Genomic DNA, 16,572 nt, shown 5'->3' with positions numbered 1-16,572 from the left:
CCCAGCCATTACCTCAAGCGAGCGAACAACCTACGCAGCGCGTAGCTGCGCAGCAGGGATATCCCCACGAAAACCGTGCCCAGCGCCAGGTTGTCACCAAGGTTCGTGTGCAAGCCGAACCACGGGAACACGATGATCTGCGTGAACACAGCCAACACATACCCAAGCGCGACATTGGTGATGGCCTCGATCAATGACATACGGCGGGACTGCATCACGCGGTCAGCCGTTGCGACTTGAGTGCCCTGAAGGTCTCTCCACTTTCTGCCAAAACAGCCTCTTTGCCGGTAAAGGCCTGCCAGCGCTCGATGGCCACATCGACATATGCCGGGTTTAACTCGACCCCGTAACACACCCGGCCCGTCGTCTCGGCCGCGATCAGCGTAGTGCCGGACCCAATGAAGGGTTCAAACACGGCCTGACCGGGGCTTGAGTTGTTCAGGATAGGGCGACGCATGCATTCCACCGGTTTCTGTGTTCCGTGCACAGTGTCCGCATCCTGATCCTTATTGGCGATCTGCCACAGTGTGGTCTGCTTGCGATCACCGGCCCAGTGGCCCTTGCCTTTTGCGCGCACAGCATACCAGCAGGGCTCATGCTGCCAGTGATAATCGCCGCGGCTCAGCACCAGCCGGTCCTTGGCCCAGATAATCTGCGAGCGGATATTGAATCCTGTCACCGTGAGGCTTTCTGCCACGGTCGCAGCATGCAGCGCGCCATGCCAGACATAAGCAACGTCACCTGGGAACAGCGACCAAGCCTCGCGCCAGTCAGCGCGGTCGTCGTTCAGCACCTTGCCGGTGCGCTTGGTCTTCGCGGTGCCTGCCTGGTTGCGCCAGCTTGGATCATATTCGACACCATAGGGTGGGTCGGTGACCATCAGCAGTGGCTTCACATTCCCAAGCAGCCGTCCGACGACATCTGCGCTGGTACTGTCGCCGCAAATCAATCGGTGCGCACCCAGCTGCCAGACATCGCCCGGAACCGACACCGGTGTGACCGGCAGCTCTGGAACATCATCCTCGCCCTCGACGGGACCATCGCTGCCCAGCGCATCGGGGTCCTGCAATAACGCATCCAGTTCGTCATCGCTGATCCCCAGCAGTGACAAGTCGAAATCCTCAGCCAGCAGCCCTGCGATCTCGTCGCGCAGCATCGCCTCGTCCCATTCGCCCATCTCGGTCAGCTTGTTGTCGGCGATACGGTAGGCGCGGCGCTCAGCCTCATCGAGATGGCCTAGCCGTATTACCGGCACATCGGTCAGCCCCAGCATCGTGGCAGCTAGTATCCGGCCGTGGCCCGCAATCAACTCACCATCGTCAGCCACCATGCAGGGTACGGTCCAGCCGAACTTCGCCATGCTTGCGGCGATCTTGGCCACCTGATCGTCGCCGTGGATTTTGGCGTTGTGGGCGTAGGGCCGCAGCCGATCAATCGGCCACGTCTCGATCTCGCTTGGCGCGAAGACAAGGTCCATAGGGCGGTTCTCGTTTGAGGCTGAGCGGACATGCCGATGCGCGCGGGCAACATAGCCAGCGACACAATCGGATCCGCGATGTGGGAAAAACAAAAAACGCCCGCGAGGTATATCCTCCGGGCGCAACTTTTCTATGATCAAGGGGTACGTCAAGGGGGCTAGAAAAGTCAATCTGATTTTTGTTTTGAATCAGCGGGTTCTGCAAAGCCCAAAACGTGCTGCCGCTGGGGTGGCTTCCCAAGCTGGCCAAACTGGTTGGATTTTGGCCAAGCTGGATTCTTGACTAAACCACTCAAGAATCCAGCTTGAGAGCCAGCTTTATACTCCCAAACATCTGTAATCTAATCATTTTAATTCCGCTGCTGGCCAAGGTGGCTTCCAAGTGGCTTCCCCGGTGAAAAAGCCACGCGCTAGCGAAATGGCGCGCTAAGCCCCCCCGTATACGAATAGCGCCAGGGAGGAACCATGGGAGGGGGGTCAGGCCCCCTCGCTGTTGGCTTCGAGGTGATAGGGCACGATCAAAGACGCTGCCGGGATTTTCCAGCTGCTGTTGATCTTTTGGATCATTCGCAGTGTCAGCGGGCGCTTGCGGTTCATGATTTCAGACGCCCGGGGTTTGCCGCCAACCAGCTCTGCCAGATCGCTCTGCTTCTTCTTCTTGATGTCCATGAACACTTTCAAGGTCTCGATAGGATCCAGCGCTTCGATTGGGTATTCGCGGTTTTCATAGGCTTCGATGAGGTCCGTCAGAATATCGAAGCGATCTGCCTCTGCTGTCCCGGGTGCGGGCGGTGCATCGAAGTATTGCTCGATGTCTGCAAGCGCCCAATCCAGATCTTCATCTGTTCGAATGACACGGAGTTCCATTTGTTCTTTCCTGATTTACTTAGACCTTGGTTACGTCAATCTTGTCATATTCAGCGTGGGTTCCCACGAACTTGATCATCACGCGGTAGTACGGGCCATAAACAACGCGTGCGACCAAACGGAACTTATTGCCGCCGATGTCAAATACGATCCTACTGTCTCCTACGAAGTCTACCGACGCGCCAAACATGTCCTTCACATCCTGCGGCCGTTCCCATTGCGCTCGCTCAATTTCTGCATACCAAAACAGAAGGGGAGCTTTTGCTGAAGCGTGCTTAGTCCAATACTCGACCAGTGTTCGTCTTGACAGAATCCGCATATTACCTCGTATAGTTCCCTCCTTGGGAACTCAAGCCCTTATGTTACCAATACGGGAACCTGTCAAGGGTGAGATGCTTGGCTCAGTGCCATGGCCGCACCTTCGGCATAACTTCCGCTACCTCAACCTCCCGCAACATCCCACCTGCCAAGAGCCCATCGCGCACCCAATCCAGCGCTGCCCACCAATCCTCATAGCCGCGCCGAGCGGACGCAATCTGTTCCGGATACGGCCGCCATGTCACCGGACAGGCCCGAACGTCGATAGTCCGCCACTTCCCTTTGATTAGAACGCGCTCGGTGCCGACAACTACGCTAACAGCGCGATCACCATGCCGGTTACGTTTGATGTCGACCGGAACGCAACGCGGCACAGCGCCTGGCATCCAGTCCGGGGTCAGCCCAGCGCGTGCGAGCTCTGCCACGCGAATGGCCATGCGCTTGCCGCCAAGGCTGTCGGGCATGCCCGCCACTGTGGCGGCGATCACCTCAGCATCCTCGTGGATGTAGCTGCCCATCTTGTACTGGCCGCCATCCACTTTGCAGCCCAGTGCTGCGCGTTGCATCAGCACGTATTCGAGACCAAAGCCAAACCCTTGCCCACGCTCGGGGTCCGGTGGTTCCGGAAGTTCTAGCTGCGCGTGCTCCACGCGGAAGGCCCATTCCAGTGCTTGCTGTGCGCTCATCACGCGCTTGGGGCGGCCCTGCCTGGAGGGCGATTGCTTTCCTGTTCCGGGAGATCGACCGCTTGTCTGCCCATGGAGCCTGTGATCAAATCGGCTCATAGCAGGCCTCGGGCGCGCAGCCGCTCGGTGGTCACCAGCCTGCGGGCCAGCATTGCTTCGCACATGGCATTGCTGATCATGCTGGCGGGTAAATATTCGTCGGAGTTGACCTTGGCCGCATAAAACGCCGCCAGCTCATCCGGGTTGGGCGGTGCCTTTCCTTGGATCTTGCGGCTGCGCTTGGCTTTCTGCGTCCGGCCAGTTGCCGCCGACTGGGCGTCGCGCTGGGCTGCACGCTCCATGAACCGATCCAGCGCCTTGGGCCCATCTGGTGGGGCAGGATGATCCTGCCGGGTCTCAGTTGCGACCTCGATGATCCGCTCTTCGGAAAGCCCGAGGTTTTGGCTCCAGCGGCGAACGTGCAACCGCGCGGGCTCACCCTGCCACCAGGCTGGAAGGCTGGCAGCTGCCGCAAAGCCCAGCGCCCCGAGCAGTTCGGCAAAGAACATCTCAAAACCTGGCTCTCGCGCCTGCGCGTCCTCCTCCTCCTTTACTGGTTTCCTTAAAGGTTCTCTTACAAGGTTAGTCTCCGGATTCCGGAGATGGCTTTGGGCAAAATCAGGAGATGGCTTTGCCGAAAATCCGGAGATGGCTCCATGTCCGGAATCAGGAATTGGGTGGGCATGTTGTTCTTCCTCTGTTCCGTCCTTTCCATCTACGGTTTCCGGAGTTGGCTCTTGTGGAAAGCCCTCTTCAAATCCCAAGATGTAGCGTGTCGCCTGACGCTTGTGGGTGCGTGGATCATGACTGCGCACGCGGTGGATCAAACGCAACTCTTCCAGTTTGGCCAGGTGCGCGTTCAGCGCCGAGACTGACATTTCGGCATCCTCGGCAAGCCGGGCCTGCGTCGGGAAACAGCCGAAATCCGGGTTGTGCCGGTCGCACAGGAACCACAGCACGATCTTTGTTGCAGGCTTGAGCCCGCGCTGCTGGATGGCCCAGTTGGTTGCTTTGTGGCTCATGGTACCGCCCTCCCAACTGGGACAGCGATGCGCGAAGTGAACCCATGATCAGACAGCGCGCCCAGCGCATCATCGAGCGAGCGGATCAAGCCCCAGCCGAAGCCCTGAGCCAGAACAGCATCCCGGAATTCCTCCTGCGCGGGGCTCAGCCGCCCTTTGAGGGATTTCAGCTCCAAAAACAGCACGCGGCCCTCGCAAAGCACGATCAAATCTGCAAATCCTGCATGCACCCCCATTCCAACAAGGATTGCTTGGCGCTTCGCCCCACGCGGACCTGCCTCTACGACCTCGTTGACGCAGTGATGAATGATTGCCCCCTTTGGCAGGGCGAAGCGCAGCGCGACCACAACAGCGCGCTGCAGATCTGCCTCGGGTGTTCCGCGCCGCTTCATTGGCGGTCCTCCCCGTCGCTAGACCGACAATTGTCACGACCAGGTGCTTTAGCTTCGAGGATCACCAGTAAAATGCGCGCATCCTCGCATTCCTCTGGCGTCTCGCCGTGCTTGATCAAAACCTTGCACGCCATGCGCAGCAGGTGATCGGAATGATGGGCAACATCGGACATGACGGTGCGTGCTTCGCGCAGGCGCTCGTCGATCCAATCCTGGCGTGCTTCATCGCGCTGGCTGCGCTTGCGGAAGGGGTGGAGCGCGCTCATCGCCGCCCCCGAGATTTCTGTCCTGGGCACCGGGAGGAGGCATTGCGATCCTGTTCCTGCGCCAGAAGCCAGGCGCGCACGGTCTCGCGTCGGTAGAGCACCTTGCGCCCGACCTGGGTCGGCGCAGGACCAATCCGCCGGGCGGTCCAGCGGCAAAGTGTTTCTGAGGTCAGGTCCAGTTCAGCGGCGAGTTCCGCGCGGGTCATCCATTCCGACAGCATGGGCCGGGTGCCAACACCGCCCATTGTGCTGTCCAATTCGAGGTCAGACATGTGCATCTCCTTGCAACATCCGAGGACAGCCCCCGGACGCCGCGAAGAAAGCAGACGCGCCCCACCGGAATTTAGGAATAAACCGGAATAACTACGCCGGGATTTATTCCGGTTGTTGAAAGTCAATGACTTACACAGCTTTCCGGGTGCTGCAGTGACCGCTCATGTTGCCTGAGTAGGCAGAATCAATCCCCGGATACCGTTTGATCCGATAGGTCCGCCCGGGCCTCATGTTGCCTGAGGCGTGTATCCTTGCTGTTCACCGCCGAGTATTGCGCTCGGCCCGTTCTGCACATTGGTTTGGATGTTGCCGCTTTTGAGTGACCGCCAGCGACAGGGCGAACGTCAGCCGTGATTTTCTCGCGCGAGAACAGATGGTTGAGGTCCGATCCGGAAAATACCATTCGGGACTTCACGCACTTCCCAAAGGGTCACTGGCCGCAGGGCCGTGCCGCTGTGCTCGACTGCTTCCGGCATCGGGCCGGAGCCGCATTCTGCGATCCGGCACGCTGATACCGCAGTGGCCGGAATTGCCGAGCGCACCGGCGCTGCGGAGAAAAAGGAAACTGACATGCCAAAGATTTCGAGGGCATTTTTCTATTTGACCGAGTTGCCAATTCGCTGGGGGCGCAGCCTACCCGAGATTACGGGCTGGGCGCTCGCAGGGCGGCTGAACCTCATGGTCCCGATCGCGCCCGTGCAATGCGGGATTGAGCGCGCGAGTGGGATTGTCCGCGTGCGGGCTGAGGACGTTGCGCGCCTGTTTCACCCGGATCACCCAATACACTTGTCATGTGCGGTTATCCGCATCTTGCCGACCGGCGCGTTGGACCCGGTGTATGTTACGGACCCCGCAGGCGGAATCGAGGTCCGGCTGCGTGATCTGATGCTGGACGCTGGAGAAGTCAGTGATTTTGAGCAGGTCAATGACTTGCTTGGCATCGGCACGCGATCTGGACGGAAAAAAACTGGTGGGAATTCTGGCCAGGGGCGTCCTGCGGCATACGAATGGGAAACCATGCTGGTGGATGTAATGATCGATATTTCCGAAAACGGGTTGCCAGACAAGCAGGATGACTTTTTGAAGCTGATCCTCGATTGGTTCACCGAGAACAGCGCGGATGGCATGGTGCCAGAGGTAAGCACGGTGCGGAAGCGCTATGCACAGATCTGGTGGCGGCTGCAGGATCGACTCTAAAAAATGAAATCGAGGGCTGCCATCACGCAGTCCTCGACGTCTTTTCTGTTGAATGCACAAGTTTTGGGCGCGCGCTAAAGATACTTGCCACTGCATTGACGCCCTCTCTCAGCGGCGTGTCCATCAGGTGTGCATAGCGCTGGGTGGTGGTCATCTGGGTGTGCCCCAGAAGTCGACCAATCATTTCAAGCGACGCCCCGCCGCTCACGAGGAGCGAGGCAAAGGTGTGGCGCAGGTCATGGATGCGGACGCCTTCGATTTGCGCCTCCCTCTGCATCCTGATCCAGAAACGGCGGATTTCCTGCACCGGCTGGCCCGGTGTGTCGCCGGGGAATAGCCATGGGCAGCCCTTGGGCACTATCAGGCGCTGTTGCCGAACCAACTTGGCGGCGTCGTTAGAAATCGGGATACGATGAATTTTGCGCTGCTTGGTGGTCGCTGCGGGCTTCGACCAGCTACCAAACTCGAGGTTAAAATCCTCGAACCGCGCCGTGCGCACCTCGCCGACGCGTGCGCCTGTTAACATGCACATGCGAATGATCGCAGCGCCCCGCTGATCCTCGGCAATATCTAGGGCTGCCGCAAGGCGTTCTATCTCCTCAAAGCCCAAAAAGCGCTCTCGGCTGTTCTCTGTGCGCTGATGGAATTTTTGTGCCGGATTATCCCTTCGCCATTCCCATTCGATTGCGAGGTTGAACATCTTGCGCAGGGCTTGCCCCAGGCGATTGGCGCGGATCGGTGTGGGCTTCGCACCCTGCAGCTTGCGCGCCCGATTATTTGGTTTTTTCTTGTGCGGCCGAGCCCGGCCCTTGGCCACCTCGTCGAGTAGAAGCGCGACATCGCGCTTGGAAATCTCTGTGACCAGCCGCGTTCCCCAGGCCGGTTCAACCATTTTGCGCATCATCGAAATCTGGTCCGCCTGTGAGCGTGGCGCCAAGCGTGGCAAGTGCTCTTCGATGTAGCGATCGACCATGTCGCTCACCGTGGGTGCCGTGCGCTGCTGATCCCGTGCACAGTGGGGGTCTATATCTGCATCAATCTGGCGGCGCAGCTCTTTGGCGCGTTCACGAGCCGCCGCAACTGTCCATTCTGGCCACGGCCCAATCCTATATCGGCGCTGCCGCCCTTTGATGCGGTAGTCCATCGTGAACGCGCGACTGCCAGAGCGGTAGATCCTGATCGCGAAGCCCGCGATGTCACTGTCGAATATCTGGTAGTCGCGCCCCACTTTTGGCGTTGCGCCACGAACTAATTTCTCGTTTATTTTCAATTTTGTAGGCATTTGAACTCCCTTGTTGAAGTTGCTATCAGGCGTAGATTCGCGCCTCTATCAAGTTCAACCACGCCCAGCGTGCCGGAATTCAGGAATAAACCGGCGAAAGAATGGATGGGATTATTCCGCAAGGCGCGCCACCGCGATGAAAGAGTGCCCTTTGGCCAGCGAACTTACTTACGGCTGGCAGGCCTTGTTTAGCCGTGCACTTTGGAAAGCTCTCTGCGGGTTTTGGGTTGTTCGGAAGCGATTATTGCGATTATGATCGGCGTAATCCACGTCAACAATACGTCAACCAACTGATCACATGCCGGAGCCTGCTGACGCCGTTTCAACGCACTGAAGCGCAATCAAGATCAAGAGCCAAAGTTGCGAGATATCAAAGGGTTGCCGGTAAATAATTGAAAAATAAAGATTGTTTAAAAACAAGGGGTTACGGCTCATAACCTGAAGGTCGTAGGTTCAAATCCTACTCCCGCAACCAAAAGCTGATTAGTAATCAGATACTTAAAGGTCGCCCTTGGGCGGCCTTTTTGTTTGGGCATCTGTTTGTGGAAGCGCTGTGGACGCAAGTGACAGGAAAGCGGGGTGTGTCAGCTAAGGCATTTCGAGTTGAACACCTGAGAAGGCACAAACTCTACTCGATACCTATTGCTCGCCGTACATGCGTAAGCCCGTTTTTCACAGATTCTGCTGCTTGTGGCGGCTCTCAGCTCCAAAAAACGGGCCTGGTGTTTGTGTGCAGAGGCGGGAAGAGTTGTTCGCTGCTCGTTACACTAATGATTGCGATTCGAGATGCGTTTGACTGTCCGGTTCCGTGTCGCGGGCGCGCAAAATGAGACCGCTGTTTCTCTGAAAGCTGAACACAGGACTTTAACGAGTTGCCACTCCCTCCCCCTGATTACAGCCACGGCTGGTTGAATTATCTCAAAGCCTCCCCATATATTAACAATACATGAAAGCGATTTCTGATCGAGCGGGCAAGCGACCTGCACTTGAAATCGCCGTGTTCCATCAAGAAAATTCAGACGTCCCGGCAAAATCGCCGTGATTTTTGGGAAAGGTGCCGATGAACTCGCGCACGACGACCACTGTGGTGGCGTTTGCTCATCCTTTCGAACTGGCCGGTTGTCCCGGCGCATTGCCTGCAGGACAATATCCGGTCATCGCTGAAGATGAACTTATCCAGAGCCTAAGCTTTGAAGCATATCGAAGAACCGCGACCTTCCTTGTGAAGGAAAGCCCGGGTCTCACGAAGTTCTTTCCAATACGCCAAGAGGACCTTGATCGGGCCCTTGTCGAGGATCGCGCCCTTTCAGAACGAATTCATGACAGCGTGGCGGCGCTTTCTCCGCCGGAGGATGAATTATGAATAACTTTAAATGGCTTAAATCAGGAATTTATGGCTTCGTGGTCGGTGCGATCACGATTCCGATCATCGGCTTCGGCTGGGGCGGATGGATAAGCACTGGGACCGCAGATGAAGCGGCCAGAGCCTTCGCCAACGACGAGATCACCCGCTCGATGGTGCCGGTCTGCCTGGAAAGGGCCGCATCCGATCCGCAACGGCTGGCCAAACTGACTGGACTTCAAGCCGCGCAAGGGTTCACACGTCGCAACGCGATGATGGCCACTGGCTGGGCGACTATACCTGGGTCCGATACACCCGACCGGAAACTGGCGGACGCCTGCATCGAAAGACTTGACCTTGATGCTTCGTAAGGCAGCCCCCTTTCCCGGCGTGGCTGTGGCTGGTGATTGCCCGGCCAGGCATTCGTGGAAGCCCGGTCAAACGAACGCCCCACGACTTGCTAGATTTGTTCTGGGTTTGGTTCTGTTGATGTTCGCGACCCAGGCTTCCGCACAATCCACGGCCATATCCATACCTGAAAACGCCCACGCCAAGAGGTACGGCGACGGATGGGAATGCGATACGTCCTTCAGACCTGACGGCGATCAATGTGTCGCCGTAGTCGTTCCCAAAAACGCCTATGGTATCAATCACGCCTATGGCAAGGGCTGGGAATGCCATCATGGTTTCAAGGAAACCAACGAAACAAACTGCGTAGAAGTTGTCATCCCCGAGGGTGGATACCTCGATTCCCTTGGCGAACGCTGGCGCTGTCTGCGCGGGTTCGAAAAGGTGGGCGAGACCTGTCGCAAGGTCGCTATTCCCCCAAATGCTTATCTCGAACGCTCTATTTATGGAACCGAATGGCATTGCGAACGTGGGTACGCGGCCAGCGAAGGCAAATGCGTTGCGATCAACGTTCCGAAGAATGGCTATCTGAACCCACGACGCTATGGGCAGCCTTGGGTTTGCGAGCGCGGTTTCTATGAAAACGAAGGTAAATGTGACCCCGTCATCGTCACTCCGAACGCCTATTTCGACGGTTCATCGTCCAATTCTGGGTGGGTGTGCGCGCGCGGATACGCGAAAGTCTCTGGCGGCTGCGACCTGATAATTCTGCCCGAAAACGCGCATCTGGATAACGCGGGCAATCGCTGGACCTGCGATCGAAATTTTCGGCTCAAAGAAGGGCGTTGCGTCCTGAGGCGCTAGTCTTAGGTGCTGCGTGGCTGCTCAAAAAGGAAGAGAACATGAACTCTACAAATCTCAACTCGAGAACACCTCTTAAAAACATCCGTGTTGCCCAAGGGCCGCCTGCGGATAGGTCGGCAAGCTTGTCTAACGTGATCGATACGCCTGTCGTGCGTGCGCCGTCGGCAATTGTGTATTGTGAAGGCAACTTCGCAAAAATCGACGGTAAGACTGCCAATGGACTCGTCCGGCATTCTCAGGCCTATCGCATTCATTCGGTCATCGACAGTGACAAGGCCGGACAGGATAGCGGTCTTGTTCTGGATGGAACCGCCAATCACATCCCGCTATTTTGTGATCTGGAAACGGCAGTTTGTAGCGGCATAGAGGTTCCGGACACGCTGATATACGGCATGGCTCCGTCGACGGGCAAACTGTCTGCCAAGGATCGCGAAGTCATCTTGGGTGCCATTGCCTATGGCATGAATATTGTCAGTGGCCTGCACGAATTCCTAAGCGACGATCCGGAGATCACAGAGGCTGCCAAAGTAGGTGACGTTTCTATCCGTGACATCCGCAAACCGCGCCCTGCCAAGGATATGCGCCTGTTTGATGGTTCGGTGTCGCGTGTCAACGCCATCTGCATCGCCGTCATGGGGACCGATTGTGCAATCGGCAAGCGCACAACGGCTACCGTTCTGGCCGGAGCTTTGAACGCTAAAGGCGTCAAAACTGTGCTGGTTGGAACGGGCCAGACAGGATTGATGCAGGGCGCCCGCCATGGGATCGCAATGGATGCAATCCCACCACAATTTTGCTGCGGCGAACTGGAACGTGCAATCGTCGAAGCCGCTGATACGGAAACCCCAGACGTCATCCTGATCGAGGGGCAGGGCGCACTTAGCCATCCAGCATTCTGCACGTCCGCCTTCATCCTGCGCGGCAGCCAACCTGACGCGGTCATTCTTCAGCATGCACCGAAGCGTGCGCATCGCTGCGATTTTCCCGATATGGCAATGCCGACTCCGTCGTCGGAAATTGCCCTGATCGAAGCTTTCTCGGACACCAAGGTGATCGGGGTGACGCTGAACCATGAAGGCATGGCCGACGAAGAGATTGATGCTGCGATAGCGAGGTATTCCGACCAACTGGATCTTCCCGTCACCGATGCGCTTGCCCGTCCCGTCTATGATTTGGTTTCGATGGTTCGCGATGCTTTTCCAGTGTTGCAGCCCAGCCGTAGTTCGAAACGGTTATGACCTTCGCGCCCCGCATCGACGTTGAGCTTAACAAAATACGCCACAACACGCGTATACTGGTCCAGCGGCTACACCCGCTTGGGATCAATGTGATTGGCGTAACCAAAGCGGTGTGCGGGCACCCAGAGATTGCCAAGGCCATGCTTGCTGGAGGTGCGCGCGGCTTGGCCGATGCGCGGATCTGCAATGTCGAAAGAATGCGGCGGGCGGGCATCACGGCCCCCATCGTGATGATACGGCCGCCGATGCTCAGCCAAGTTCGCGAGGTAACAGATACCTGCAGCGCAAGTTACAACTCGGAATTTGAAACGATCGCGGCCTTGGGTGCGGCCGCACATGAGAAAAGAATGGATCACTGCGTCATTCTGCTGATCGAGATGGGGGACCTGAGGGATGGAATTCTGCCCGATGATCTGGACGCACTCGTGGCCCGGATTATCGATTTGCCGGGTATTGCCTTGAAAGGAATTGCAACCAACTTTGCCTGCCTCGGTCGAGAAGAGCCCGACCATCTTACGATGGCAGCCTTTTCGGCCCTCGCTGATGACGTCGAAAGCGCGTATGGGCCGTACATGGAAACTGTTTCTGGTGGAAGCTCAGTGAGCTTACCATGGGCTCTGAGATCGTTCAAAAGGGGGCGCATCAATGAACTCAGACTGGGTGAGGCGATCCTTTTGGGGATTCATCCAACAACGGGGAACCCAATCCCCGGACTGCACACGGATGCGTTTTCGCTCACTGCTGAAGTGATTGAAGCAAAGGATAAAACTTCCTACTGCAGCAGACCTCGGGTCTCTCCGAAAACCATATCTCTGCGATTGGTCCCCGATCACATCGAAAGTATCCGGGTAAACCTCGCCATCGGGTATCAGGACACCGACATTGCCGGACTAAAGTTCCCAGAAGGGATCGTGCTGGCAGGGGCGACAAGCGATCACACGGTCGTGGAAACCAATGATTGCGGGTTGCGACCCGGCAATGAAGTGAACACACAGCCGAATTACAGCGCACTGATGCGCGCTATGGCCGCACGCGACGTTTCGAAAGTCATGCACAGCGCGTATGATGCATCGTCACGCGGTCCGAAGCGCCGCATTCGACCTGCCACATCCCTGATCGCGATTGATGGAGGCTTCGAATGAAAAGGAAACACCTAGGCGAAGACCCGACCATTCAAGCCGCGAACGATGTCCCCAAAAAGCGCCGGTGCTTGCGCTGTAACGCGTATTTTGAAAGCGAGAGCTTCGGGAACCGCATTTGCGATCCGTGCAAGTCGACGACAGCTTGGCGCAACGGAGTAGCATTTGCCCCAGGAACGTCTAGTCGGCGCTAAATCTAACCTGCCAATGTTCTAAGGTAATGCGGGCCTGGATCACGAACTCTTACCAAACACCTGTCCATTACCTTTGTTTACGTCCAGTGATATCTGCCCCCGCCTTTAGGGGTTTTCGACACAGTACTTATCTAAGCATCTCATTATGCTGAGTTGAAGATTTCCGTACGGTTTCACCCACATCTGACATCGCAGTTCTGTTCGACAATGGCGGTTGCTGGATCTCGCTACCAAAACACTCTTAAAGAGTATGCACGCGGCACCCCACGGGGTGCTTTTTGTATTGTGGGTGCAAGTTCCGTGAACTCCTTCCCGGCGTAGTTCAGATAAATGTAGCAGCTCGCGCACTCCTAAATGGGGATGAGTCGTGCAACGAAGGCGCGGTTGTCAGTGTTTATAGAGCGCCATTGTCTTCGTCGTTCTTGTATCTGAGGGGAAAGGCTATCCGGCAATTGCGGAGTGGAAAGTGTTTGGCCGAATTCAGTTCATGGGTTTCAAAGCCTAACGGCGGACAAAGGCGTTTTAAGTCGATTTTGCATGGATCATATGTGACCCCATCAACGCTTAAACAGCATCCTCCCAAAAATTGGCGGGCATGTCATGCACAAGCTCGGCCGCCTTGTCGTCTACCCAGTCCTCGCGATCTTCCTTGGACCATGATGCGGCTTCTGGCTCGTCGGTCAGAAGTTTCTTCGCCTTCGCCACGGCCTGTTTGTATTTCATGTCCTCGATCCGTCCGTCGGGAATGATCGCATAGACAAATTTGCCACCCATTGCCGTGGCCAACTGTTCCATCTGCCGCAAGGATACCGCGCCATCTTTCTCGCTCCGCTCAGCTTGATACACCGCGTTCCGGCTGACCCCTTTACGCTTTGCAACATAGTCCGCAGACATCCCTAGTGCCCGCCGAACAGACGCAATCCAGCCACGTTCCGGGGGGTCTATCCCGTCGAACTGCTTGGCAGCGCGGTCGATCATGCGCGCGAGACGTCTTTGTTCAATAAAGTCCGGCATTTGGGCCTGTGGGCTTAGAGATCAGTTGATTTATCAGTATATCAGTAAACAATACTATTGGCAAATGTACTTTTTTGCACATAAATACTTAAAATATCTATCCATAGTAGTTATATGTTCCGTGAAAGGAAACTTATGTACGAACTGCTTACCTCCCCGAACACATTCCCTTTCGCGATCGCGCTTGCGGTCGTGACCGGTCTGTTTTTGCTCGAGCTTCTCAGCGCAGTGCTGGGCGGGTCTATTCTTGGGGTCGGAACGGATGCGCCCGATGTGGATGCAGATTTCGACTTTGATCTGTCGACCGAGATTGATGCGGATATCGACATCGATGTCGACGTGGTTGATGGTCCAGAGGGTGCCGAGGCCGCAGAGGCGGCAACCTCGGGTGGGGTGTTTACATGGATCGGCGCGCGCGATGTGCCGTTCCTGATCTGGCTTGTTTCTTTTCTGACCATGTTCGGCCTGTTTGGGCTGATCCTGCAATCCATGCTGACAAGCATAATTGGCCTGCAGTTGCACGCACTTCTTGCGTCTGCAGCTGTAGTCATCCCAGCCCTTGCGGTAACGCGGATCATTGCCAATTGGGTTGCGCTTTTGATGCCGAAGACCGAAACGACCGCTCTGAAGGCGCGACATCTTGGGGGATACAACGGAACCATCACCCAAGGCACGGCATCACGTGGAAAACCAGCCGAGATCAAGATCAAGGATCGGCACGGCAACATCCACTATCTGCGTGTGGAACCCCTGCGGGATGATGAAGTCTTCCCGCAAGGAAGCGAGGTCACCCTGATCCGCAAGCGCGGCGACAAGTTCTTCGTGATCTGATCCGCGTTTCACACCTCACGCACCCATTCACATTATAAGGAGTAGCTTTATGGATCTTTCATCCATCGCAATCATTGCTGGCGTCATCGTTGGTCTTCTGGTCTTTATCGGCCTGATCATGGCCCGGCTTTACAAACGCGCCACCCGCGAAACCAGCCTGGTGAAAACCGGTTCGGGCGGCAAAAGAGTCATCATGGATGGCGGGACGATTGTTGTGCCCTTCCTGCATGAGATTTCGAAGGTCAACATGAAGACCTTGCGGCTTGAGGTCTCGCGCGTGGCCGAGCAATCTCTGATCACCAAGGATCGTATGCGTGTTGACGTTGGTGTCGAATTCTATGTCTCGGTCAATGCGACCGAAGACGGCATCTCGCGCGCGGCTCAGACCTTGGGCGACCGCACCTTCCATGTCGAACAGCTTCGCGAGATGATCGAAGGCAAGCTGGTTGACGGCCTGCGCGCCGTTGCCGCTCAGATGACGATGGATGAACTGCACGAAAACCGCGCAAGCTTTGTGCAGGAAGTGCAGAACGCGATTTCCGAGGACCTTCTGAAAAACGGTCTGGAGCTTGAGGCCGTCTCGCTGACCGCGCTGGATCAAACCCCGTTCGAGGCGCTGGATGAAAACAACGCGTTCAACGCGGTGGGTATGCAGAAACTGGCGGCAGTGATTGCGACCTCGCGCAAGCTGCGTGCTGAAATTGCGGCGGAAGCTGACGTGTCGGTCGCGCAGTCTGAAATGGAAGCTGAAAAGCGCAAGTATCAGATCGAACGCGAGCAGAAGCAGGCCGAGATCGCGCAAATCGAAGAGATCCAGACCCTTCAGGCACAGCAGGAAGCCCAGATTGCCCGCAATCAGGAAGCGTCTGATCGCGCAAAAGATGAGGCGCGCATTGAGCGCGAACGGGCTGTGCGTGCTGCTGAGATCGAGCGTGAACGCGCCATCCGCGAGGCCGAGATCGCCAAAGAGCGCGAGCTGGAAGTAGCCGATCAGGAACGTGCCATCATCGTTGCGAAAAAGTCGGAAGAGGAAAGCCGCGCCAAAGCGTCTGCCGACAACGCCCGCGCAGAAGCCAAGAAAGCGGCCGAAGCGATCGAGACCGCTCGTGCCGTGGCAGAAGCCGAGCGTGTGAAGCGCATCGCGCTGATCGAGGCCGAAAAGGAAGCCGAGCGTCAGGCAACGGCCATCCGTCTGTCGGCCCATGCCGAGAAAGAAGCAGCGAGCGACCGAGCTGCCGCAAAGCTGGAAGAGGCACAGGCAGACGCCAACGCGCTGACCGTCCGGGCCGAAGCGAAACGTGCTGACATGCTGGCGACAGCGGAAGGTCAGAAGGCCATCGCGAACTCGGAAAACGAACTGAGCGCCGAGATCATCGCCATGAAGATCCGCATCGCCCAGCTGGAAGCAATGCCGGCGATCATCGCCGAAATGGTGAAACCCGCCGAGAAGATTGACTCGATCAAAATTCACCAAGTGACCGGTATGGGCCAGCCGGGTGGCACGGGCGGCAGCGAAGGGGCTGGCACGCCAGTGAATCAGGCGCTGGATTCGGTGCTGGGAATGGCCCTGCAAATGCCTGCCATGCAGGCCCTTGGCAAAGAGCTGGGGATCAGCATGGAAAACGGCATCGCCGGGGTTGCAAACGGCGCGATGGAGCTCGAGGTCGAGCCCGCACAGGTTCCGGCACCGAAAGCCGCGCCCACGGAAGAACCCGATGTGCAGGTAAACTAATCAATATCGCCCCGCATGAACGGAATGCGGGGCGATATTTTCGCTGTCAGA

Annotated in this window: 19 protein-coding genes and 1 tRNA gene; 9 read left to right on the top strand and 11 right to left on the bottom strand. The window is 57.0% G+C overall.

What is annotated here, in order from left to right; genetic code table 11:
* Positions 1-8: 8 nt before the first annotated feature.
* From MWU53_RS10035 to MWU53_RS09995, 9 genes are all read right to left on the bottom strand, one after another.
* On the bottom strand, positions 9-218 hold the full coding sequence (locus tag MWU53_RS10035; protein WP_108483530.1) for a hypothetical protein: 210 nt from the start codon (positions 216-218) through the stop codon (positions 9-11).
* Positions 215-1,477, bottom strand: coding sequence for a site-specific DNA-methyltransferase (locus MWU53_RS10030; protein ID WP_247092902.1), 1,263 nt, complete (start codon positions 1,475-1,477; stop codon positions 215-217). Before MWU53_RS10030 ends, MWU53_RS10035 begins: the two co-directional genes overlap by 4 nt.
* Positions 1,478-1,954: 477 nt before the next feature.
* Complete coding sequence (locus MWU53_RS10025) at positions 1,955-2,344, bottom strand: XRE family transcriptional regulator (protein ID WP_247092900.1); 390 nt, start codon at positions 2,342-2,344, stop codon at positions 1,955-1,957.
* A gap of 19 nt (positions 2,345-2,363) precedes the next feature.
* Entirely contained in the window at positions 2,364-2,663 is a 300-nt protein-coding gene (locus MWU53_RS10020) for a type II toxin-antitoxin system HigB family toxin (protein WP_247092898.1), read from the bottom strand.
* Between the two features lie 82 nt (positions 2,664-2,745).
* The gene (locus MWU53_RS10015) at positions 2,746-3,348 is read right to left on the bottom strand and encodes a hypothetical protein (RefSeq protein ID WP_247092896.1); all 603 of its coding nucleotides are present in this window, start codon (positions 3,346-3,348) and stop codon (positions 2,746-2,748) included.
* Positions 3,349-3,443: 95 nt separating this feature from the next.
* On the bottom strand, positions 3,444-4,409 hold the full coding sequence (locus tag MWU53_RS10010; protein WP_247092895.1) for a helix-turn-helix domain-containing protein: 966 nt from the start codon (positions 4,407-4,409) through the stop codon (positions 3,444-3,446).
* Positions 4,406-4,801: a VRR-NUC domain-containing protein gene (locus tag MWU53_RS10005; protein WP_247092893.1), complete on the bottom strand. Its 396-nt coding sequence runs from the start codon at positions 4,799-4,801 to the stop codon at positions 4,406-4,408. Before MWU53_RS10005 ends, MWU53_RS10010 begins: the two co-directional genes overlap by 4 nt.
* Positions 4,798-5,067 carry a hypothetical protein gene (locus MWU53_RS10000; protein ID WP_247092890.1) on the bottom strand — a complete coding sequence of 90 codons (270 nt, stop codon included), beginning with the start codon at positions 5,065-5,067 and terminating at the stop codon, positions 4,798-4,800. The genes MWU53_RS10005 and MWU53_RS10000 overlap by 4 nt, the downstream gene beginning before the upstream one ends.
* Positions 5,064-5,339, bottom strand: a complete 276-nt coding sequence (locus MWU53_RS09995; RefSeq protein ID WP_247092888.1) for a helix-turn-helix domain-containing protein — start codon at positions 5,337-5,339, stop codon at positions 5,064-5,066. Before MWU53_RS09995 ends, MWU53_RS10000 begins: the two co-directional genes overlap by 4 nt.
* A gap of 520 nt (positions 5,340-5,859) precedes the next feature.
* Between MWU53_RS09995 and MWU53_RS09990 the strand changes: the two genes are divergently transcribed.
* The gene (locus MWU53_RS09990) at positions 5,860-6,537 is read left to right on the top strand and encodes a hypothetical protein (RefSeq protein WP_247092886.1); all 678 of its coding nucleotides are present in this window, start codon (positions 5,860-5,862) and stop codon (positions 6,535-6,537) included.
* Between the two features lie 22 nt (positions 6,538-6,559).
* Here MWU53_RS09990 and MWU53_RS09985 read toward each other — a convergent pair whose 3' ends face one another.
* Positions 6,560-7,819, bottom strand: coding sequence for a site-specific integrase (locus MWU53_RS09985; protein WP_247092884.1), 1,260 nt, complete (start codon positions 7,817-7,819; stop codon positions 6,560-6,562).
* 361 nt (positions 7,820-8,180) lie between these two features.
* Here MWU53_RS09985 and MWU53_RS09980 point away from each other — a divergent pair.
* From MWU53_RS09980 to MWU53_RS09955, 6 genes are all read left to right on the top strand, one after another.
* Positions 8,181-8,294: transfer RNA gene (locus MWU53_RS09980), tRNA-Leu, on the top strand.
* A gap of 585 nt (positions 8,295-8,879) precedes the next feature.
* Positions 8,880-9,182, top strand: coding sequence for a hypothetical protein (locus tag MWU53_RS09975; protein ID WP_247092882.1), 303 nt, complete (start codon positions 8,880-8,882; stop codon positions 9,180-9,182).
* On the top strand, positions 9,179-9,532 hold the full coding sequence (locus tag MWU53_RS09970) for a hypothetical protein (protein WP_247092880.1): 354 nt from the start codon (positions 9,179-9,181) through the stop codon (positions 9,530-9,532). The genes MWU53_RS09975 and MWU53_RS09970 overlap by 4 nt, the downstream gene beginning before the upstream one ends.
* Before the next feature lie 118 nt (positions 9,533-9,650).
* Positions 9,651-10,373, top strand: a complete 723-nt coding sequence (locus MWU53_RS09965; protein ID WP_247092878.1) for a hypothetical protein — start codon at positions 9,651-9,653, stop codon at positions 10,371-10,373.
* 131 nt (positions 10,374-10,504) lie between these two features.
* Positions 10,505-11,611: a DUF1611 domain-containing protein gene (locus MWU53_RS09960; protein WP_247093046.1), complete on the top strand. Its 1,107-nt coding sequence runs from the start codon at positions 10,505-10,507 to the stop codon at positions 11,609-11,611.
* Complete coding sequence (locus tag MWU53_RS09955) at positions 11,608-12,753, top strand: alanine racemase (RefSeq protein WP_247092876.1); 1,146 nt, start codon at positions 11,608-11,610, stop codon at positions 12,751-12,753. The genes MWU53_RS09960 and MWU53_RS09955 overlap by 4 nt, the downstream gene beginning before the upstream one ends.
* A 755-nt stretch (positions 12,754-13,508) precedes the next feature.
* On the opposite strand, the gene MWU53_RS09950 is transcribed toward MWU53_RS09955, so the two are convergent.
* Complete coding sequence (locus tag MWU53_RS09950) at positions 13,509-13,922, bottom strand: helix-turn-helix domain-containing protein (RefSeq protein ID WP_247092874.1); 414 nt, start codon at positions 13,920-13,922, stop codon at positions 13,509-13,511.
* Between the two features lie 171 nt (positions 13,923-14,093).
* On the opposite strand from MWU53_RS09950, the gene MWU53_RS09945 reads away from it, so the two are divergent.
* Both MWU53_RS09945 and MWU53_RS09940 read left to right on the top strand, forming a co-directional pair.
* Positions 14,094-14,789, top strand: a complete 696-nt coding sequence (locus tag MWU53_RS09945) for a YqiJ family protein (protein WP_247092873.1) — start codon at positions 14,094-14,096, stop codon at positions 14,787-14,789.
* 49 nt (positions 14,790-14,838) lie between these two features.
* A complete protein-coding gene (locus MWU53_RS09940; RefSeq protein ID WP_247092872.1) occupies positions 14,839-16,521 on the top strand; it encodes a flotillin domain-containing protein in 1,683 nt (560 codons plus the stop codon).
* Positions 16,522-16,572: the final 51 nt, after the last annotated feature.

The organism is Aliiroseovarius sp. S1123, assembly GCF_023015885.1.
Classification (GTDB): domain Bacteria; phylum Pseudomonadota; class Alphaproteobacteria; order Rhodobacterales; family Rhodobacteraceae; genus Aliiroseovarius.
The sequence above is the reverse complement of the archived record's forward strand: the minus strand, read 5'-3'. Positions and strand labels throughout refer to the sequence as shown.